Annotated in this window: 24 protein-coding genes and 5 pseudogenes; 12 read left to right on the top strand and 17 right to left on the bottom strand. The window is 46.7% G+C overall.

What is annotated here, in order from left to right:
- From JCM11216_RS14505 to JCM11216_RS00605, 4 genes and pseudogenes are all read right to left on the bottom strand, one after another.
- Positions 1-570, bottom strand: a complete 570-nt coding sequence (locus JCM11216_RS14505; RefSeq protein WP_243674637.1) for an NAD(P)-dependent oxidoreductase — start codon at positions 568-570, stop codon at positions 1-3.
- A complete protein-coding gene (locus tag JCM11216_RS14500) occupies positions 564-917 on the bottom strand; it encodes a hypothetical protein (protein WP_243674635.1) in 354 nt (117 codons plus the stop codon). Before JCM11216_RS14500 ends, JCM11216_RS14505 begins: the two co-directional genes overlap by 7 nt.
- A 164-nt stretch (positions 918-1,081) precedes the next feature.
- The gene (locus JCM11216_RS00610) at positions 1,082-1,423 is read right to left on the bottom strand and encodes an SCP2 sterol-binding domain-containing protein (protein ID WP_054852981.1); all 342 of its coding nucleotides are present in this window, start codon (positions 1,421-1,423) and stop codon (positions 1,082-1,084) included.
- A gap of 61 nt (positions 1,424-1,484) precedes the next feature.
- Positions 1,485-3,491 (bottom strand): annotated as a pseudogene (locus JCM11216_RS00605) (3-hydroxyacyl-CoA dehydrogenase/enoyl-CoA hydratase family protein).
- A gap of 156 nt (positions 3,492-3,647) precedes the next feature.
- Here JCM11216_RS00605 and JCM11216_RS00600 point away from each other — a divergent pair.
- From JCM11216_RS00600 to JCM11216_RS00580, 6 genes and pseudogenes are all read left to right on the top strand, one after another.
- Positions 3,648-4,875, top strand: a pseudogene (locus JCM11216_RS00600) (thiolase domain-containing protein).
- The gene (locus JCM11216_RS00595; RefSeq protein WP_243674828.1) at positions 4,875-5,420 is read left to right on the top strand and encodes a Zn-ribbon domain-containing OB-fold protein; all 546 of its coding nucleotides are present in this window, start codon (positions 4,875-4,877) and stop codon (positions 5,418-5,420) included. Before JCM11216_RS00600 ends, JCM11216_RS00595 begins: the two are co-directional and overlap by 1 nt.
- A gap of 9 nt (positions 5,421-5,429) precedes the next feature.
- Positions 5,430-6,068: pseudogene (locus tag JCM11216_RS00590) on the top strand (enoyl-CoA hydratase-related protein).
- A complete protein-coding gene (locus JCM11216_RS14495) occupies positions 6,065-6,211 on the top strand; it encodes a hypothetical protein (RefSeq protein WP_243674634.1) in 147 nt (48 codons plus the stop codon). Before JCM11216_RS00590 ends, JCM11216_RS14495 begins: the two are co-directional and overlap by 4 nt.
- Positions 6,212-6,316: 105 nt before the next feature.
- Entirely contained in the window at positions 6,317-6,994 is a 678-nt protein-coding gene (locus JCM11216_RS00585) for an amidohydrolase (RefSeq protein ID WP_054852980.1), read from the top strand.
- A 23-nt stretch (positions 6,995-7,017) separates the two neighbouring features.
- A complete protein-coding gene (locus JCM11216_RS00580) occupies positions 7,018-7,248 on the top strand; it encodes an amidohydrolase family protein (protein WP_243674827.1) in 231 nt (76 codons plus the stop codon).
- Here the strand turns inward: JCM11216_RS00580 and JCM11216_RS00575 are convergent.
- The 10 genes and pseudogenes from JCM11216_RS00575 to JCM11216_RS00540 all read right to left on the bottom strand — a co-directional run bounded on the left by JCM11216_RS00575 (position 7,237) and on the right by JCM11216_RS00540 (position 13,059).
- Positions 7,237-7,821, bottom strand: coding sequence for an MBL fold metallo-hydrolase (locus JCM11216_RS00575; RefSeq protein WP_054852978.1), 585 nt, complete (start codon positions 7,819-7,821; stop codon positions 7,237-7,239). The genes JCM11216_RS00580 and JCM11216_RS00575 overlap by 12 nt on opposite strands.
- 45 nt (positions 7,822-7,866) lie before the next feature.
- Positions 7,867-9,538: pseudogene (locus JCM11216_RS00570) on the bottom strand (long-chain-fatty-acid--CoA ligase).
- 67 nt (positions 9,539-9,605) lie between these two features.
- Positions 9,606-9,833 carry a hypothetical protein gene (locus JCM11216_RS00565; protein WP_054852977.1) on the bottom strand — a complete coding sequence of 76 codons (228 nt, stop codon included), beginning with the start codon at positions 9,831-9,833 and terminating at the stop codon, positions 9,606-9,608.
- Complete coding sequence (locus JCM11216_RS14490; RefSeq protein ID WP_243674826.1) at positions 9,820-10,092, bottom strand: class I SAM-dependent methyltransferase; 273 nt, start codon at positions 10,090-10,092, stop codon at positions 9,820-9,822. The genes JCM11216_RS00565 and JCM11216_RS14490 overlap by 14 nt, the downstream gene beginning before the upstream one ends.
- On the bottom strand, positions 10,089-10,265 hold the full coding sequence (locus tag JCM11216_RS14485; RefSeq protein WP_243674632.1) for a hypothetical protein: 177 nt from the start codon (positions 10,263-10,265) through the stop codon (positions 10,089-10,091). The genes JCM11216_RS14490 and JCM11216_RS14485 overlap by 4 nt, the downstream gene beginning before the upstream one ends.
- 125 nt (positions 10,266-10,390) lie before the next feature.
- Positions 10,391-10,783: a hypothetical protein gene (locus JCM11216_RS00560; RefSeq protein ID WP_054852976.1), complete on the bottom strand. Its 393-nt coding sequence runs from the start codon at positions 10,781-10,783 to the stop codon at positions 10,391-10,393.
- A gap of 79 nt (positions 10,784-10,862) precedes the next feature.
- Complete coding sequence (locus tag JCM11216_RS00555) at positions 10,863-11,087, bottom strand: hypothetical protein (RefSeq protein WP_054852975.1); 225 nt, start codon at positions 11,085-11,087, stop codon at positions 10,863-10,865.
- 69 nt (positions 11,088-11,156) lie between these two features.
- A complete protein-coding gene (locus JCM11216_RS00550; protein ID WP_054852974.1) occupies positions 11,157-11,483 on the bottom strand; it encodes a hypothetical protein in 327 nt (108 codons plus the stop codon).
- A 27-nt stretch (positions 11,484-11,510) separates the two neighbouring features.
- A complete protein-coding gene (locus tag JCM11216_RS00545; RefSeq protein ID WP_054852973.1) occupies positions 11,511-11,993 on the bottom strand; it encodes an inositol monophosphatase family protein in 483 nt (160 codons plus the stop codon).
- Positions 11,994-12,162: 169 nt separating this feature from the next.
- Positions 12,163-13,059 (bottom strand): metallophosphoesterase, encoded by an 897-nt coding sequence (locus JCM11216_RS00540; RefSeq protein ID WP_243674630.1) that lies wholly within the window; start codon positions 13,057-13,059, stop codon positions 12,163-12,165.
- Positions 13,060-13,553: 494 nt separating this feature from the next.
- On the opposite strand from JCM11216_RS00540, the gene JCM11216_RS00535 reads away from it, so the two are divergent.
- The 3 genes from JCM11216_RS00535 (at position 13,554) to JCM11216_RS00525 (ending at position 14,571) form a co-directional block, all read left to right on the top strand.
- A complete protein-coding gene (locus JCM11216_RS00535) occupies positions 13,554-13,715 on the top strand; it encodes a hypothetical protein (RefSeq protein ID WP_243674629.1) in 162 nt (53 codons plus the stop codon).
- Between the two features lie 113 nt (positions 13,716-13,828).
- A complete protein-coding gene (locus JCM11216_RS00530) occupies positions 13,829-14,005 on the top strand; it encodes a hypothetical protein (protein WP_243674627.1) in 177 nt (58 codons plus the stop codon).
- 98 nt (positions 14,006-14,103) lie between these two features.
- The gene (locus JCM11216_RS00525) at positions 14,104-14,571 is read left to right on the top strand and encodes a hypothetical protein (RefSeq protein WP_243674625.1); all 468 of its coding nucleotides are present in this window, start codon (positions 14,104-14,106) and stop codon (positions 14,569-14,571) included.
- 103 nt (positions 14,572-14,674) lie between these two features.
- Here JCM11216_RS00525 and JCM11216_RS00520 read toward each other — a convergent pair whose 3' ends face one another.
- Positions 14,675-15,220 (bottom strand): NTPase, encoded by a 546-nt coding sequence (locus JCM11216_RS00520; RefSeq protein ID WP_054852969.1) that lies wholly within the window; start codon positions 15,218-15,220, stop codon positions 14,675-14,677.
- A gap of 50 nt (positions 15,221-15,270) precedes the next feature.
- On the opposite strand from JCM11216_RS00520, the gene JCM11216_RS00515 reads away from it, so the two are divergent.
- From JCM11216_RS00515 to JCM11216_RS00510, 3 genes are read left to right on the top strand one after another with little or no spacing between them, the layout of a single operon-like run.
- Positions 15,271-16,143 (top strand): phosphate uptake regulator PhoU, encoded by an 873-nt coding sequence (locus JCM11216_RS00515; protein ID WP_243674623.1) that lies wholly within the window; start codon positions 15,271-15,273, stop codon positions 16,141-16,143.
- Positions 16,113-16,295, top strand: coding sequence for a hypothetical protein (locus JCM11216_RS14480; RefSeq protein ID WP_243674621.1), 183 nt, complete (start codon positions 16,113-16,115; stop codon positions 16,293-16,295). The genes JCM11216_RS00515 and JCM11216_RS14480 overlap by 31 nt, the downstream gene beginning before the upstream one ends.
- Positions 16,292-16,945 (top strand): class I SAM-dependent methyltransferase, encoded by a 654-nt coding sequence (locus JCM11216_RS00510; protein ID WP_054852968.1) that lies wholly within the window; start codon positions 16,292-16,294, stop codon positions 16,943-16,945. Before JCM11216_RS14480 ends, JCM11216_RS00510 begins: the two co-directional genes overlap by 4 nt.
- Before the next feature lie 4 nt (positions 16,946-16,949).
- Here JCM11216_RS00510 and JCM11216_RS14475 read toward each other — a convergent pair.
- Both JCM11216_RS14475 and JCM11216_RS14470 read right to left on the bottom strand, forming a co-directional pair.
- Positions 16,950-17,473, bottom strand: a pseudogene (locus tag JCM11216_RS14475) (SufD family Fe-S cluster assembly protein).
- Positions 17,470-18,147, bottom strand: a complete 678-nt coding sequence (locus JCM11216_RS14470; RefSeq protein ID WP_243674619.1) for a hypothetical protein — start codon at positions 18,145-18,147, stop codon at positions 17,470-17,472. Before JCM11216_RS14470 ends, JCM11216_RS14475 begins: the two are co-directional and overlap by 4 nt.
- Positions 18,148-18,154 lie beyond the last annotated feature (7 nt).

Below are 18,154 nucleotides of genomic sequence, written 5' to 3'. Positions count from 1 at the left end.
TCACCTCCTAAGCAGCATTAATGCATCCCTAACGCCCCCCCTCACAACGTACAGGGTATACCTCTTAACGGACTCCCGCGTTACCCCCCCAGCAATGTGGCTAGTCACAAATAGATTAGTGACCTCACGTCTCTTAAATGCCCTCAGCAATGGCGATGATTCCTCGGTTGGTGGTTCACCGGTGAGTACATCCGTCGCATACCCAGCTATCTTGCCGCTCCTTAAACCCTCGAGGATTGCATTCTCATCAACCACCTCACCCCCCCTGGCCGTATTAACAATGAACACGCCATCCCTCATAAGCCCAACCTCCCTCCTACCAATTAAGCCCTTGCTCTCCCTGGTCAATGACGTATGTATTGTTATGAAGTCAGACTGCCTAAGCAAGTCATCAAGGCTCTCGACCCTAACGGCATTAACCTCAATGAACCTCTCCCTATCCACAAACGGGTCATAACCCAAAACCCTCATTCTAAAGGCATTGGCTATTGAAGCCACGTAGGAACCAATCCTACCAAAGCCAATAACACCAAGCGTCTTACCAAACAACTCAATACCAGGCGTTAACAAGGAACCCCCCCACTCACCACCCCCCTAACCCTATCCATGTTCTCGGGAATCCTCTTAACCATCATTAGCAATAGGCCGAAGGTGAACTCCGCAACGCTATAGGTCGACGCACCGGCAGCACTAACGACCTTGATGCCCCTACTCTCGGCATACTCGACATCAATGTGGTCGGTGCCCACGGACGCCGTACCAATGACCTTAAGATTCCTGCCGGCATCAATAATATCCCGAGTAATCCTATGCCAAACACTGATAATTACCGCATCGTAATCACCAATGATCTCCTTTAATTGCCCAGTGGTCACGGGCTTAACATCAACCTCACCAACCTCACTGAGCATTTTCATGGCCTGAGGACCAACGTCTGTCCGTGAGTGGCACTGTAACTAGGATCCTCATATAACCACTTAATCCCTGGGTCAGTAATTAAATGCTCATTATATATATCATATAGAAACCAGGAAACCAAATGATTTTAAGTAAATTTAAGTTTATAGATTCTGCTTATTTATCATGACCTACGTGCAGTGTTTATTATGTCTATGAGCGACGCGGCATCCATTATATTACCCATTACCTTAATGGCACCTGAGAAGTAGGCCTGCATGGCATCGAGCTGCCCCCCCTTAATCATCTTCAACAGGTTATCCTTATTCACCTGTATCGTGGCAGTTGGTGACTTGTGAGTACCCTTAGTAAGCTTTACGGTGCCTCCACCAACCTCTACATAGAACGGTTCATAACCCTCCCCAGTAAATTGAAACACCTTCACAGGACCAGAAACCTTGCTGGCTATTTTTGGTAGTGCCTGCTGGGTCATTGAGTTTAGTAGTTCAAAGGGATCCTCTGACATACTATGAGAATAATAAGGGGGGGGTTGTTTTAAGTAATGTTGCTATTTATACTATATATGATCACTCACCCTTGAACTCGGGCCTCCTCCTCATGGCGAAGGCCATGACGCCCTCCTGAGCATCCTTAGTGTTAACCGCCATACTGAAGAAGGCGGCCTCAAGCATCAGCCAATGTCAACAGGCACCTGCGTCCCAAAGTTCACGGCATACTTCGCGTAGGTCAGCGCTATTGGTGGACCCTGGGCAAGCCTCAGCGCAAATGACCTAACCTCATCCTCAAACTTCTCCCTAGGCACAACCCTATTAACAAGGCCAATCCTATACGCCTCATCAGCCTTAATCCTATCACCAAACATTATCAACTCCTTAGCCCTACCAAGGCCAACATACCTAATCAACCTCTGCGTGCCTCCTGCACCCGGTATTATGCCCAGGTTAATCTCAGGCTGACCAAGCTCAGACCTATCCGTGGCTATCCTGAAGTCGCAGGCCATGGCAATCTCCAAACCACCGCCAAGGGCGTAACCATCTATTGCAGCTATCACGGGCTTGGGGAACCTCTCAATCTTACTCACAGCCTCCTGGAACTTCCTATTATAAATGAAGAAGTAGTAGGTGTGAAGCGGGCCTTGGAATGAAGTCACATCAGCACCGGCCGAGAAAGCCCTATCACCAGCACCCCCCCTTATTATCACGACCCTAACATCCCTATCATCCCAAAGCATATCAAGAGCCTTACTGACCTCATCAAGCATCGTCAGGGTTAAGGTATTAAGCCTATGCGGCCTATTGAGTATTATCCAGGCAAGCGGCGGCTCCCTCTTGAGTATTATCTCCTTGAACTCCGTCACGCCAGTAGCGCCATAGTCATAAAAGCCCCCCTGCCACTCTTCTGCCCGAGCTTACCCTCCTGAACCATCTGCGTGAGCAGTGGATCTGGCTTGAACAGGTCATAATTATACTTGGAGTACAACTGGTTTAGGGCCTCAACAACCTTATCAATGCCAAACTCATCAGCATACTCAAATACGCCCTTCGGCCAACCAAGGCCCATCTTAACGCCCTTATCAATATCCTCCCTACTCGCTATACCCTCCCTAAGCAACCAAGCCGCCATGTTAATCGCCGGAGCAAAAATCAGCACCAGGTCAACCTTCTCACCAGCCTCCCTGGGTATGTTAGCCCTCTCGTACGGGCCACCCTTATACTCATAGAAACCACGGCCACTCTTCTGACCAAGCCAACCCTTCTTATATAACTCCTCAATCAATGGACATGGGACCCTAAGCATTGGGTCCCTAACAGCAACCGCAAAACCAACCAGGTAACCAACGTCTATCCCCCCCGTGAAGTCCTGAAGCTCAAAAATACCCATGGGCAAACCAGCCCTGTACTTAACGGCTGAATCCACCTCAACAATTGAATAAACATTATTAGCAACCAATAAACACGCGGCCGAGTTTAGAGCAACTAAAATCCTATTCACGACGAATCCGGGCACGTCCTTATTAACCATTATCGGCTCCTTACCAAGCTCTTAACGAAGTCATAGGCCCTCTTGGCAACCTCATCACTAGTCTGCGCACCCTTAATAACCTCAACAAGGGGGGGCATCAGGACCGGCGGATTAAAGAAGTGAATACCAACAACCCTCTCAGGCCTCTTCGTGGCACTTGCAATCTCGGTTATCGGCAAACTACTCGTGTTCGTGGCCAGTATCGCATGCGGAGGCGCATTTGCATCCGCCTCAGAGAATACCTGCTTCTTAAGGTCAATATTCTCCGGCACCGCCTCAATCATTAGGTCAGCATTCTTAACAGCCTCAGCAACAGACAACGAAGTCTTTATTCTACCCATGACCTCACCAACCTTCTCCTTACTAATCGTACCCCCCCTCTCAGCCAGTTTATCGAGACTCCACTTAATCCTCTCCAAGGCCTTGTTTAGTAGGTCCTGCGACACATCGACCATCACAACCTCATAACCAGCCAGGGCGGACACCTCCGCTATACCGTGACCCATAGTACCTGATCCTATCACCGCGACCCTCTTGATTTGTGTACTCATCATACTTCGAAACTTGGTTAAGTTCTTAAGTGCGATTTCAATTTATTCAAATTATCCGCGTCAATGCCATATATAATGAATATAGTGATAATAACCAAGCAATAGTGAACAGAGAGGCATTATTATTTAAAGCATTCCCAAGAAATACTGGGAACTATGAGAAACGTTGCGGTGGTCGGGATAGGCCACGCCAAGTTCGGACGAAGAACAGACACAACAATAGGGGGGGAACTTGCCTGGGAGGCCGTCAAAGAGGCCCTTGATGATGCAAGGCTTGACCAAAAGGACATACAATACTTCGTAGTGGGCAACGCCGGCGGCTGGAGCGCCGAGTCACTACCCGCAGTAGTCGTAGGCGAATACTGCGGACTAAGCCCAGGGGGGGCACGATGAGGGTCGAGGCAGCCTGCGCCACGGGAAGCGCCGCGCTCTACAATGCCTACCTAGCAGTGGCCTCGGGGGGGATGGCGGACATAGCCATGGCAATAGGCGTGGAAAAGATGTACGAATCACCAACACCCACGGTAGTCGAATTCATAGGCAGGGCAGGCAACTACTTCTGGGAATTCGAAAACTTCGGACTAACGTTCCCAGGCTACTACGCACTCTACATGACCGCATACATGAACAGGTTCGGGGGGGCAACCGAGGAGGACTTCTGCAGGGTAGCCGTTAAGAATCATTACTACGGCTCAATAAACCCAAAGGCCCAATTCTACGGCTTGAGGATAACCATCGACCAATGCCTCAAGTCAAGGTACGTAGCATGGCCAATCAAACTCTACGACTCAAGCCCAATAACAGACGGGGGGGCAGCCGCCGTCATACTAGCCAGTGAGGACTGGCCAGGAAAATAACAGACACACCAGTGTGGATCAGGTCCGTAGGTGTGGCCACAGGCACCGCAAACCTAAGCAAGAGACCAGACTTCATAGGACTAGACGCGGCCTACCAAGCAGCCGAACAAGCATTCAAGAGAATAGGTATCGAACACAAAGATACTTGGAAATACTTCGACGTCGCCGATGTACATGACTGCTTCACAATAGCCGAAGTCATGGCATACGAAGACCTGGGCTTTGTAGAAAGAGGCATGGGCATACAACTAGTTAGAAATGAGCAAACATATAAAGGCGGTTTGATACCTGTTAATTTAGACGGTGGACTAAAAGCAAAAGGCCATCCTATCGGTGCCACGGGCACGAGCATGGCTGTCGAGATGACTAAGCAGTTGAGGCAGGGTGTTGAGCCTAGGGATAGGCAGGCTGATATCTATACTGGTTGGGCTTTGGCGCATAATGTCGGTGGTACTGGTCATTATGCCTATGTAACTATTTATTCGCTGGATAAGGATGGTTCGCCGAGGGTGAAGCCCAAGAGGTGATGGTGATGTCCCTGGAGGCTAGGTATGAGGAGTTTTGGAGGCAGTCTATTAAGCAGTTGAATGAGGTTGTCAAGGCCACGGGACTGCCCATAGCGCCTGATGAGAAGGGTCAGTATAGTCTGTGGTATGATGTTAGGGAGATGAGGCTTAGGTTTTCGATTAGTGTTGAGAGGATTAAGAGGTTCTTCGAGGGCTTGAGGGAGGGTAAGGTGTATGCAACGAGGTGTAGGAGGTGTGGTAGGTATTACTTCCCGCCTCAGGCTGATTGCCCGTATTGCAAGGCCAGTGATATGGATTGGGTTGAGGTTAGTGGTGAGGGTGAGTTGTTGACGTATACTGTGATAAATACGAAGCCCTTGACGTACTCGCATTACCCGGATTATGTGGTGGCTATTGCTAGGATGAGGGAGGGCTTTAATGTGTTGGCTTGGTTGAGGGTTGATGATCCAAAGAGGGTTAGGGTTGGTATGAGGGTTAGGCTTCAGGTTGTTAGGAGGGAGCCTGAGGGTTACTTGACGTATGAGTTTGTGCCTGTGGAGCAGTAGGTGGTTGTTATGTATAGGTACGTGATTGTTGATGATAGGGGGGGTCCTGTAACGGTTTTCACGCTTAATAGGCCTGATAAGTTGAATGCCCTGGGGGGGCCTGAGCTTAGGGCTGAGTTGCTTGATGCGCTGCGTAGGTTTAATGCTGACCCGGGTAAGAGGGTTGGGGGGGTATTGACGGGTGCTGGTAGGGCCTTCTCGTCTGGTGCTGAGATTTCCGTTAAGCCAGTGGTCCTGGGGGGGCTGTGGATCTTGAGGGTGAGCTTAGGGATTCATTTCACTTGATTCTTAGGGAGATTAGGTTTAGTGATAAGTTGTTTATTGCGGCTGTTAATGGTGTGGCTGCGGGGGGCTGGTATTAGCCTTGCCGTGGCTTGTGACTTCGCCTTTGCCTCTAGGAATGCTAGGTTTGTTTTGGCTTTTCAGAATCTTGGTATTGTTCCTGATACTGGGTTGACGCTTATGATGGCTAGGTTGGTTGGTGCTAGGGCGCTTAGGTATTTGCTTATTGGTGGTGAGTTTACGGCTGAGGAGGCGGAGGCCATGGGCCTTGTTAAGGTTGTTGATGATCCATTAGGTGAGGCCTTGAGGTTTGCTAACGAACTTGTTCAGGGTCCATTCAGGCTTATTCGTATGGTAAGAGGTTGATTAATGAGGCGTTGTTTAAGGACCTTGATCAGTTCCTGGCTGTTGAGGCTAGGTTGCAGGGTGAGTTGGGTAATACTCATGATTTTGTTGAGGGTGTTAGTGCCTTCCTTGAGAGGAGGAGGCCGAGGTTCACTGGTTCTTGATCGTTTGATTTATGTAAAAATACTTGGATTAAGTAATTGAATTTGCATCTATAGATTAAAATATTAGCGAATAATTTTTAAATCCCAGTAATATAGAGATTATTAATGCTGGGTAATTACTTTATTGATTTCCATGTTCATCCTGGTGCAGAGCTTTGGGTATTAAGGGAGAGGCTTCATCGTGTTGGTGCCGTTGCATCCGTACTATACCCGATTGATGTTGACCCAACACTTAGCTTAACCCTTAATGGTCTATATAGATTAGGTAGGGACTTGGGCATGTATGTTGATGTTAAGTCCGTGGTTAGGGAGGTTTATGACTTGGTTAATAAGTGGCCTGAGTACATGATTGATAATATGAAGCTTTGGTATGAGGTTTTTAAGGAGGGTGTTAGTGATTTCTTCATACCTTTCTCGAGTATTAACCCAAGCTTTGGTAGTAAGTATGTTAAGCAGAAGATTAAGGAGTTGGAGCACCTGGGCCTTAGGGGCGTGTTTGTCTCTCCAACGCTTCAATTCTTTAACCCGGCCACAAGTCCAGCGTTTAAGCAGTTGATGGAGTATGCGGAGAAGAATAATGTTTTGATTGTGATGCACTTGGGGATGCCTAAGGATGTTGATGAGAGGATAATTACGCATGTGATGCCTAAGAACCTTGCTGAGGTCCTTGACGAGTATAGGCCTTACATGGTCATTAATGGCCTTGGGACGCCACCCGAGAGGTTTAGCCTTTGGGTTAGGGAGGTTCTTAGGGTGATGAGAAGTATGATAATACGTACCTAAGTACGCCGGGGATTAATTGCTACCTGTTTAATGATGAGTCGGCGAAGCCCGTTTTGAATACCCTGGGTCCGGAGAGGATATTGTTTGGTAGTGGTTATCCGTATAGGAGGTTTAGGGATTTAGTTGGTGATGTTAAGTGTGTTGATGGTAGTGATGAGGTTGATAATATCGATAAGGAGATGATCATGATGAATAACGCAATTGAGTTGTTTAAGTACCATGGCTTTAGGATTAATGAGAACCTAAGTACTTAAGCTTATTGGCTTTCCGTGCCCTGGATAAATAATCCTTGGCCTTAGGCTAAGTAGCTTATCCATACTTCTCATGGCCTCCTCCATATTTATCGTGAATTCCCTCGGCGGTGGTGCTGGTTTTCCGCCATGCTCAACAATTGCGTCCCCCCCACTGAATAGTATACCGTCCTTGAAGTAGGCGGTGCTACCGGGCGTGTGGCCAGGTGCGTATATTGCCTTATAGCCCTCGATAATGTCGCCGTCATTAACCTTAATATCCACACTCACGGGTTTTATTCTCATGAAGATTGATATAATTGATTGAAGAAGGCTTGTGGTCTTGGGTTTTTCCTTACCCTCAATGATACTGGATTCAGGTATTGACGCAACAACCTTGCAGTTAAGGGCCTTAACGATTTCGTGGGCATACCTGGTGTGGTCAACGTGATAATGCGTTATGAATAGGTACTTGATGTCAATGCCATGTTCCCTAGCCACCTTAGTTATGTCGGTAACCCTTGCGCCGGCGTCTATGAGTACGCCGTCGCTCGTTAGATAACTGTTTGACATGCTCTTTATTATGTAAACCTCCATATTTTGATGAGCTAGCTTTAGTATTTAATAAGGATTTGGTAATTATCAACCAAGACTTATTTGAAATCTCTCCCTAAGTACCTTCTTATCAACCTTCCCAGTGCTTGTCTTTGGCAGTTCGGAATCAACGATTATCACTTTATCTGGTATCCACCACTTGGGCATCTTGCCTCATTAACTAAGCTCATTAAGTAATTCTTTATCTCGTCCTCCGTAACCTTCTGACCGGGTTTAGGCACTACAATTGCCACGGGCCTCTCACCCCCCCACTTTGGATGGGGGGCTCCAATAACCGCCACTTCGTAAACCGCTGGGTGTGTGCTTATTAAGTCCTCGAGTCTCGTGCTTGATATCCACTCGCCGCCACTCTTGATTACGTCTTTTGCCCTGTCCATGATCCATACATAGCCTTCGCTGTCCCAAACGGCTATGTCATCGGTGTGGAACCAGCCATCGCGCCAAGCCTTGCTGGTTTTTTCTGGGTCATTTAGGTATTCCCTGGTTATCCACGGGGGGGCCCTAACCACCAGTTCACCCATGGTCTTACCATCCATTGGAACGTCCCTACCCTGCTCATCAACGATCCTGATGTCCACGAGAGGTATTGGTAGGCCGGCGCTTAGTATGATATCTCTCTTCCTGTCCTCGGGCCAGTCCTTCATCTTTGGTTTCTCCATTGTTAGTAGTATTACTGGCGCGGTCTCTGTTAGGCCGAAGCCCTGGACACGTGTATGCCCCTCCTGTTTGCCTCCTCAAGGAGCCCTCTGGGTAGTGCTGAGCCCCCTATTACGAACTTTAGACCTCTTAGGTCGTATTTTGGCGAGTCTGGGTGATAGAGTATGTTGTATAGTATTGTTGGTACTCCATTGGTTATTGTAACACCCTCTTCCTTGATTAACTTCAGTATCCAGCCCCCCCAGTCGAAGCGCCCTGGGTATACCTGCTTGATGCCGACCAGGGTGGCTATGTACGGTAGTCCCCAGGCATGTACGTGGAACATGGGTACGAGGGGGGGCATTGCTACGTCATATATGTTGGCGTTAATTGGTGGCGCGGATAGTGATAGGGCGACTGACATTGCGTGTAGTACCAACTGCCTATGTGTGAAGTAGGTGCCCTTTGGCCTGCCTGTTGTTCCTGAGGTGAACATCATGGTGGCTACGGTATTCTCACTGAGTTCTGGGAAGTTGTAGGGCCTCGCGTCCCTGATGAGGTCCTCGTACCAATAAACCTCAACTCCATCGAAAGATATCTCCTCGTGCTCCGGCTTGTCACTCATTATCACCACCTTCTTTATGGACTTCACGAGTGAGGTTGCAACCCTTGCGAGTGGTATGAAGTCCTCATTAATGAATAACATATCATCCTGGGCCTGGAGCAGTGTGTATATTATGTCCTCAGGCGCGAGAAGTACATTCACCGTATGAAGTACTGCACCGTACATTGGCACTCCGTAGTAAAGCTCGAAGTGCCTAATCGTGTTCCAATCAAGCACCGCAACCTTACTACCGAACTTACCAGGCTCGCCTGGGCTCGCACCTAATTCCTCAAGTACGGAACCAAGTCTCTGTATTCTGTCCCATTCCTTGGCGTAGTTTGATCTAATTATTGGGCCTCCGGGTGGCGCGTGCACTATCTCGACGTCTGGGTATATCAGCGCTGCCTTGCGTATCAGCTTGTCCAGCGTTAACTGATAGTCATACTGCTGTGTGCTCATTCCGATCTACCCATAGTAATTATAGCAAAATACGTAATAAAGCATTACTTATATATTGGCTATATACCTATTTATGCGAAACTATGTAATAATTAATAAATTTGCCTAACCTAATAGTTCCATTCCTAATGATAGTAAAGCCCGCGTTCAAAGCCTCGTTCTTCAACTCATCATTTTTATAGAGCCTGTAATACCTAGTAATGCTTTCATTAAGTCCGTAGCTCCAGTTAATATAGCCCTCACAATCATTAATACGCCTTAATCTCCTAAGCGTGGCCTCATTACAGCCCCCCACACGGTGGCCACAAATAAGCCCCCCCTGGACTTAGTGATTCGTGTATACCCCCCCGTAAGGCCGCATTCACCAGGTGTTTGGGTATGTGGTGTAGCGTGGCTATTGAAATAACTAAGTCCACAGAGCCTGGCCTTATTGGTATGTGCGTTGCTGAGCAGTTTATCCAATCAATTTGTTCCTGCGCTGCTTTTATCATGCCGAGACTCAATTCGCAGCCGATGTACATTGCTGCGTTTAGAAATGACCTTGTGACCCTCAGGTTACCGCCAGCGCCTGCCCCCCCGATGTCGAGTACAACCCTAGGTTTAACCCATTGATTAAGTCGTTTATGTTGTTGAGTAGTGTCCTCGCTAGTAGTCCCTCTTCCCTGGCTTCTGTGTAGGCTCTTGAGATTGCGTCATATGTATTCATTAAGTCCTTTAGGTATTCCACATGTGTTGTTGATTATGAAGTTTCTAATCCCTAACTGTCTGTGAGGATGAATGCGATGAATTATCTTTCAAAGTTTGTGGGTAATTGATTTTGGGCATTTGTCTTTCTAGCATGGTGGGCTTTAGTCATTCATTATCCTTGGGTTGTCTCAACCATTCTAGTTCATTGAGGTCGAGCCACTTACCATACTTGATCACACTTAGCATGTTCCACATTATCAGGCCGGCCACTATGTGTTTACAAACCTCGCCTCTTATTACCGAGGATTCGCAAGTGCACTTTGCGCCGTATGGACCAACTGACACGTAGTAATTCACGTCGTTTCTGGTCTCTGATGGTACCCTAAGCCTAACGCCGCTTATTGATTTGCCATCATCCCTGACGTCGATTATTTCTGAACGCTGGGCAAGTCTGTAGGAGTCTAGGACTTTATCAATTCTCCAATTAAGCTTGCTGGCTAGCTCTAGTAACCACTCCTTCAATTTCCTACTTAATTGCGGTGCTAATTCCTCAGACAAAGTTAACCACCAGGGATTCCTTAGGTATTTCGTGACAGCTTAAATTAATCTTTCTAGTCCATGAATTAGGTATTACCCATTACTGATTAATGGCTAGTTCGAGGTACAGCTCATCAATTACTGAGTTCCAATCAAATATTAATGAACCGTCAATGTTCTTAATGGCCCTCCTGGCCGCGTCACGTAACTTCCAACTAACCCTGAGACCGCACCTGGTGCAGTAAATGCCCACGCTTTTTTCATCCTCCTCTAGGAACAATGCTCCGCCGCACCTTGGACAGTCAAGGTTTAGTCTAATCCTCATCAGTTTTACAGTGAGTAAACGCCTATTTAATACCTCCTAACTAATTAACTAATTAGAATAGCAAAACTTTCACTTAACCCCCCCCATCAAACTAAGGAAATCCCTAATGAACTCACCATTCCTACTAACCACAACACTAAATCTCCTATCACCACTCACTAATTCAATACCTAAATCATCACCATTTAACGTATAAGCATTTACCTTCATTGCCCTAGAAATCACGTAAGCACCGGCAATGTCAAATATCCTAAGCCTATTCCTGAGGTCCATGAAGGCGAGGAATCTGCCCATCGACGCCATCACCATCTCAAGGCTAGCAGCACCTAAACTCCTTATCTTAAACTTACCAAACCTATCATAAACAGCCCTAAGCCCCCCGCAGCAACCTCTCATCCGCATTAGGCTCCAGGTAGAGTGATATCACGGGCCTATCAATATCCTCACTAAGGTCGCCAAGATCATCACCCCCCCTGAACTCAATGCCCCCCCTGAACCACCGTAGTAAAGTACGTCCTTTGCGACGTAATAAACGACGCCATCCGTTAAGTCGCTGAATCTTAATGGGTTACCGTACTTACCAGCTGCAATCGATATTGAGTAGAACGGTATACCTAGCACGAAGTTTAATGAACCATCCAATGGATCAACAACGAATGCGTACTCGGGATCCCCATCGCCGACCTTAACAACGCCTCTCTCCTCAGTGCTGATTACTGCCCTCAAGCCCTCTTTCTCGATATCCTTAATAATCATGTCCTCGACCTCCAGGTCAATGCGTCTCGAAACATCCGTTGAACCCCTCTTCATTATTTGCCTGTAGCTAAGGTCATTGGACTTAGATTTAACGAACGAGCCGGCCTTGACGGCTAGGTCCTTAATGAGTGATTCAAGGTTAACCTCCACGTTAGTTAACTCTCGATTGCTCTATTTAAAAATCCTACCTAACCCCCCCTAATTAGGAAGTAATTCTTTAACTTATTATCCTCAATTATTAGGTAAGCCATTCTGAGCACGCCCTCCGAGTACTCACTACCTGCATTGATGACGGGCACCTTGGCACCAGCATTGCTCTTTACGTAGTCAATGCCGGGCGCCTCATGTATGTGCCATGCATGCCCATTAACGGTGAGTACTCCTCAATCAAGGCCCTCACGGACTTACTACCGACGTGTGTCCTCAAAACCTCGCCACCCCTAATCATGGGTTTAAAGTCCTTGCTTAATTGATAGGCTTGGTCAATGAGCGTATTATATGGTGGGTCATGAATAACCATGATCAATCTGCTGAGCCTGGATTGATCAACATTACCAATTAGTCTCTCAACCCTCGCCCTAAGTTCCTCCTCACTGACTTCCCTGGGCGTGTTCCAGGGCGTTGGTGTTGAGTATCCGAAGCCCAGGAAGTAGTAACCGTTGAGCTCAACAACATCCTCATCAATCGGTATTAATATATCAGAGGCTTGCTTCCTCACGTAATCCGCAATTTCAGGATAATCATCATTGCCAGGTATCATTAATAACTTGACGCCGGCCTCCCTGTACCTAGTAACCACCTTGCCCAGGTCCTCCTCCAGGGCATTAATCATGAGTTTGATAAAGGTCTCCCTAACCCTGTCCCTATTACTGGCTAGTTCCTCGTAACCAGCCTTATCAGTAACAAGCGGGTAATAACCCCCCCTGCCCCCCCTCAGGTCCTTAACCACCTTGTCAAGGTCCTTATCACCCACAGCCTTAACATCACCGAAGACATTAACCAAGTACTTACTAACGCCAGAACCAAGGCTGAAGGAACCATCATCCCGAATAATAGGCACCAGGGCCTTACCAGTGAGGTCACCCGCAAAGACCACCACATCGGCCTTATAGAACTTAATGGCATTAGACAACTTACCATAAGCCACACTGGAACCATGCAGGTCCGAAACAAGCAAGATCCTTAATCTACCCACGAAGACGCTTGTTTTAAACAATATTTAAACCTAACCCATCAAAACAGGGGAAATACGAACCAAATTATTTAAACAAATAATTAAATGAAACAATAATCGAAATACGTGGCAATAATAACGCTAATGTAAAATAATTAGAATGATTTGGGTATTAATGTAAGCATTATGGTTAGGATTGTGATTATTAAATTACATGAATACTCCTTCTATTATTAGCACTAAGAACAGAGAATGCCCTTAATAATTTACCTGCGTTAAATAAGGTTCATAAGGTATATATGTAAAATATAACTTAACCAAATTAAGAGAATAATTGTAATTGTTTAATTATATAAGTTAATGTAACCTCAAATATAAACTCTTCTTATGTCAAGTCATTAATTATAATTTATGCCAAAGCGCCTCGATAGAAGTAAGTATCTAAATTATTGCTGGTAGTATACCAGTGCTTTTTCGATTTAAGACCCAAGGAATGTATTGAGGAGTTATATGATTTTAGGGACGAACTTAACAAATTGATCGCGTGCTATAGGGATGGTAGGATCGCAGTAATACTAGGCATTAGGAGGATGGGTAAGTCGAGTCTCTTAAGGAGTTTCTTAAATAGTTATGGAATACCGCATACACTAATTGATGCTAGGAGGATTATACTTAATGAGGGGGGGAGTGAACATTAGAGGTTTCATGACTGAGGTTCTCACAGGCGTTAACAAACTTCCTACAGCAGAGGTCTAGCTTTAAGGATAAATTAATTGGTTTGTTATGTAATATTGATGGCATCTCAATAGGCATGCAGCCCCTGAGTGTATCCATAACCTGGCGTAGAGGTAGGGCTGTATTTACGTCGTTATTGGAGGCCGTGGATAGGGTTGCCGAGGACTTGGGCATAAGGGTTGTGTTGGCCATTGATGAGGTTCAGAACATAATTAGTCCAAAACTCCCCGCGCTTCTTTCCGTTAGACTATAACGAATCTAGGGTTAGGTTTGTATTTAGTGGTTCACTCATTGGTACTACACGATTAATAATGAGGAGTCCTGAGTCCCTGGGTAGGCCATTGATTAGGTTTGAGCTTAAGCTTTACCAGGGAGCAGTCCATGGAGTTTCTGAGGGTTGGTTTGAGGGATTGTGGTATCGGCATCGGTGATGTTGAGATTGAGGATGCAGTGGGTGAGCTTGACGGTATTGTTGGTTGGTTAACATATTATGGAAGCCTTAGATCAAGTGGTAAGAACCATTTAGAGGCCATGAATGCCCTAAGAGATATTGCCAGGGAGGTTATTAAGGATGAGCTCAGTGGGTTGGGAAGGTACGAGCTTGTCATTTACAGGGCTTTGGCCACGTTAGGTAGGGCTAGGTGGGTTGAGATTAAGAGACTTGCTGAATCCCTGATTGGACACTCAATAGATGATAAGACCTTCACAACGAGCTTAAAGACCTTGGTTAATATGTACATGGTTAGGGAGGTTGGGCGAGATATTTACGAGGTTATTGACGAGTATATGGCTAGGCTGGTCCGTGAGTACGGCATTTAATTACGTAGTATCTATCATTAATGCCCTTAATTAATCCCAAGGGCCTTGGCCTTGACTACATATGTTATTGCAATTGTTACCTAAGTAATTATTAACTCAATACCTAATGCCCTGACTTAATTACCCTATCTAACTCCCTAATTAACTCATTAAGTGTTTGATCCCTATTAGTTTTCGTCAGTTCAATGACTTTAAACCCGTACTTACTCACGAAGGATGCCACGGGCCTATTGGCCCTATAGGCCATGTATATCGTGCCGAGGAAGTGAACGCCACTAACAACCTCCTCAAGAGCCCTCAGGAAGCCCTCATGCATTAGCTCCATCTTGCCAATCTCATCAACCACAAGCAATGAGCCTAGCCGGGCAGACCTTATTGCCGGTATTCCGACATCTTCCATGGCCCTTAGATTGACATTGTACTTACCAACCGTTGGCCCACCTATGAATAGGCTCACGTGCGCCAGCCAAGCCTCGCTACCGCTATTAATATCCACTATCTTAAAGCCCACCCTAGAACCACCTTCCCTAACTTCGGTGGTTATGAAGCCGAAAACTCCAATGCCCATTGACCTTGCATGATCAACCAACCGCTTAATGAGGGTGGTCTTGCCCACGCCCGGTGGCCCTGTTATTAGGACCCTAAGCATCCTCTCCCTAATTGCTGATAAGATTAATTAAGTGTTTGCGTTTGAAGCATGTGGTTGAGGAGGAGGTTAGGAAGGTCGTGGCTTCGGGTAGGTCTTCAATAGCCATTACAATACCTAAGAAGTGGGTTTCGGCGTTGGGGGGGATCGAGGCTGGTTCGTACGTTCTACTTAGATTTATGGGTGACCACATAGCAGTCATCCCATTGGGTCGCTCAATACGTAGTTCAGGCGTTAGTAATGTTATTGAGGTCGATAGGGATAGCCCGGATTACGTGCTTAGGAAGTTGATCACTCAGTACCTTAGGGGGGGTATTGATGAGGTTAGGGTGAGGTTTAAGGGATTTGTAGGCATTAAGGGTGAGGTTAAGGGGGGGTTGGTTAGGGAGAGGATTTCTGGGGGGGTTGAGGTTATTGAGGAGGGTAGTGATTACCTCGTCTTTAGGTTTGTAACACCAATACCCGAGGTACCAATCAAGAGGTTGTTAAATAGGATGGCCCTCACGGTACTTGGCATGCTCAAGGACTCCCTGGATATGATGCGGGGATTAAGTACTAGGCCGGAGGATATCATTGATAGGGATAATGAAGTCGATAGACTTTACCTGCTCATTGAGAGGCTGGTCATGATGGGGATCACTGATCAGTCAGTGCTTTCAAAGCTTGGAGCAAGTAGCTCTAGGGAGCTAGTGAATGCGTTGATGGTTTCTAAGTCCATAGAGAGAGCCGGTGATCATGCCTGGAGGATTGCTCAGATAATTGGTGAGGCGGGACAAATGTGCTGTAGGCTCAGTGGGTTGCCTATTGTTGATGACATAATCGAGCTTGGCCTTAACTCAACCGATATACTTAGAGAGTCGGTTATGGCATTTATCAATGGCGATGTTGAGGATGCATGGAGGTCTTGGATAGGAGGATGGCCATGAGGGGTAAGAGCCTTGAGGTTATTAAGTCTATTTACGGTAGTGGGCTTCATGTTGATGTTGGTGGTAGGTTGATGATGATCGTGGAGAGTATTAGGAGGGTTTCTGAGTATAGCTATGACATTGCCGAGATAACGCTCGATACGTATGGGTGATCACAACGTCTTCAATATCAATATTTAATAGGTATGCCAGGGACTACGATAATTGGTACGCGAAGCATGCAGATATCGCCGAGTCCGAGATTAGGGCAGTATCAATGTTGGTGCCCAAGGGACTTGGTATCGAGATTGGTGTTGGTAGTGGGTTCTTTGCCGGTAGGGTTGGGATACCAATTGGTCTAGAACCCGCTCTGGCGATGGCTAAGTTGGCCAGGGATAAGGGTGTTGATGTAGTGGTTGGCGTTGGGGGGGAGGTCATGCCACTTAGGGATTCCTCATTTGACTATGCCGTTATAATAGTGACAATATGTTTCCTGGACGACCCGAGAAGGACCCTTGCCGAGGTGTATAGAGTCCTTAAACCCGCTGGTAAGCTCATTACCTGCGTAGTACCTAGGGATAGTGAGCATGGTAGGTTTTACATGGAACTAGGCAGGAAGGGCCACAGGTTTTACTCAGTGGCGCATTTCTATACCGTGAATGAGGTAAGGGAGGCACTGGAGTCTCTGGGGTTTGCGGTGAGTGGTAAGGCTGTGGCCGTGCTGTCCAGGGGTGTTGGTGATTATTCCGAGGAACCGCAGATCGTCGAGCTACATGCAGCCGAGAGGTTTGGTTTCGTGTGTATTGAGGCTGTGCGTAGGTAAACCATTACTGCCTCAACAACTTACCCATCACCAGCGTTTTTATGATATCGGCGTCATGAACGAACTCGCTTGGTAGTGAATCCATGAATTGGGAAACGATTTCATGTATTATTAAGTCAGTGACCTCATCCTTACTAATACCCCCCCTGAGTCTAAGGTAATTGACTTGGTCCTCATCTGGTGATGCATCTGCTGCGCTGTGTCTCGCGCCATTAACATCGCCGGTATCGACCATTATTATCGGTACTGAGGCTGCGTAGGCGCCCTCATTCATTACAAAGACCTTACCCTCAACATTCGTATCACTCCACTTGGCGCCCTCCGTTATCCTGCCGAGGGCCCTGTGTATTATGAAGGACTTATCCCTGGCTATGCCAGTACCTTCGAATAGCTTGTGCCATGCTCGCCTGTATGGATTGCATTTACCTGATAGTCAATCCTTGATGCGCCATGACCAATCTCAAGGCCCAGGTGATTTAGGTCACTCTTCCTGCCCTGTAGTAGGTAGTCCTCCCTATGGTGATTCATGGAACCCCCCCCATGATTAGTGTTCTAGCCGTTATTGATGAGTCATCACTAGCTATTACCTTAATCAACGAGTAGGTGGGTACCTGCTCATGGGTACTCACGAATAATGCATTCAGCCTAGAGCCTCTGCCCAGGTAAATCTCCACCGTGGTTGATGGACAACCACCAAAGCCATGTATGAAGATACTGAGTGATGCCGTGACTCCGTCATTTATTAAAACCGTGTAATGAGTAGGTAGTAATACCGGCCTTGGCGTTGATGCTGTAACGCCTATTCTAAGTGGTTCCCTTAAGTCATCATTTACTTCAACGTAAACTCCATTGATTAGGTTAGCCACATGCCGAGCCAGAGCCCTTGATTCCGAAATATCCATTGACTTAAATAGCAGTTTACCGAATTCATCACCTAATTCGTTGATGCTCATTACATTAACGCCGTTGGGAACCTTCGCGATACTCATATTACCGTTTATAGAGGCTATATTTAATTCATAGGGTATATTCATCGTAGTAGAGTATTTAGATAATTCTTCAATGCTTGGGTCGACACACTTCTCAAAGGCATTCCAATCCGTGTAGTACTTAACTGACGGTGAATCCCTAATTTGTTGGTACGGTATTTTCTGAGCAAGCTCCCGAGCCCTTAACTTTAATTCAACAAGCCACTTACTCATTCAAGAC

Origin of the sequence: Vulcanisaeta distributa JCM 11216 (genome assembly GCF_001315985.1) — an archaeon.
GTDB classification, from domain to species: domain Archaea; phylum Thermoproteota; class Thermoprotei; order Thermoproteales; family Thermocladiaceae; genus Vulcanisaeta; species Vulcanisaeta distributa_E.
Note: the sequence above shows the minus strand (reverse complement) of the source record. Positions and strands in the feature narration are given on the sequence as shown.

Bases quoted from the DNA above. Each gene is read 5' to 3' on its own strand.
- JCM11216_RS14500 (WP_243674635.1), bottom strand. From the start codon at position 917: ATGAAAATGCTCAGTGAGGTTGGTGAGGTTGATGTTAAGCCCGTGACC.
- JCM11216_RS00610 (WP_054852981.1), bottom strand. From the start codon at position 1,423: ATGTCAGAGGATCCCTTTGAACTACTAAACTCAATGACCCAGCAGGCA.
- JCM11216_RS00595 (WP_243674828.1), top strand. From the start codon at position 4,875: ATGGTGATGTCCCTGGAGGCTAGGTATGAGGAGTTTTGGAGGCAGTCT.
- JCM11216_RS00585 (WP_054852980.1), top strand. From the start codon at position 6,317: ATGCTGGGTAATTACTTTATTGATTTCCATGTTCATCCTGGTGCAGAG.
- JCM11216_RS00575 (WP_054852978.1), bottom strand. From the start codon at position 7,821: ATGGAGGTTTACATAATAAAGAGCATGTCAAACAGTTATCTAACGAGC.
- JCM11216_RS00555 (WP_054852975.1), bottom strand. From the start codon at position 11,087: ATGAGGATTAGACTAAACCTTGACTGTCCAAGGTGCGGCGGAGCATTG.
- JCM11216_RS00550 (WP_054852974.1), bottom strand. From the start codon at position 11,483: ATGAGAGGTTGCTGCGGGGGGCTTAGGGCTGTTTATGATAGGTTTGGT.
- JCM11216_RS00530 (WP_243674627.1), top strand. From the start codon at position 13,829: ATGCAGCCCCTGAGTGTATCCATAACCTGGCGTAGAGGTAGGGCTGTA.
- JCM11216_RS00520 (WP_054852969.1), bottom strand. From the start codon at position 15,220: ATGCTTAGGGTCCTAATAACAGGGCCACCGGGCGTGGGCAAGACCACC.
- JCM11216_RS14480 (WP_243674621.1), top strand. From the start codon at position 16,113: ATGGAGGTCTTGGATAGGAGGATGGCCATGAGGGGTAAGAGCCTTGAG.
- JCM11216_RS14470 (WP_243674619.1), bottom strand. From the start codon at position 18,147: ATGAGTAAGTGGCTTGTTGAATTAAAGTTAAGGGCTCGGGAGCTTGCT.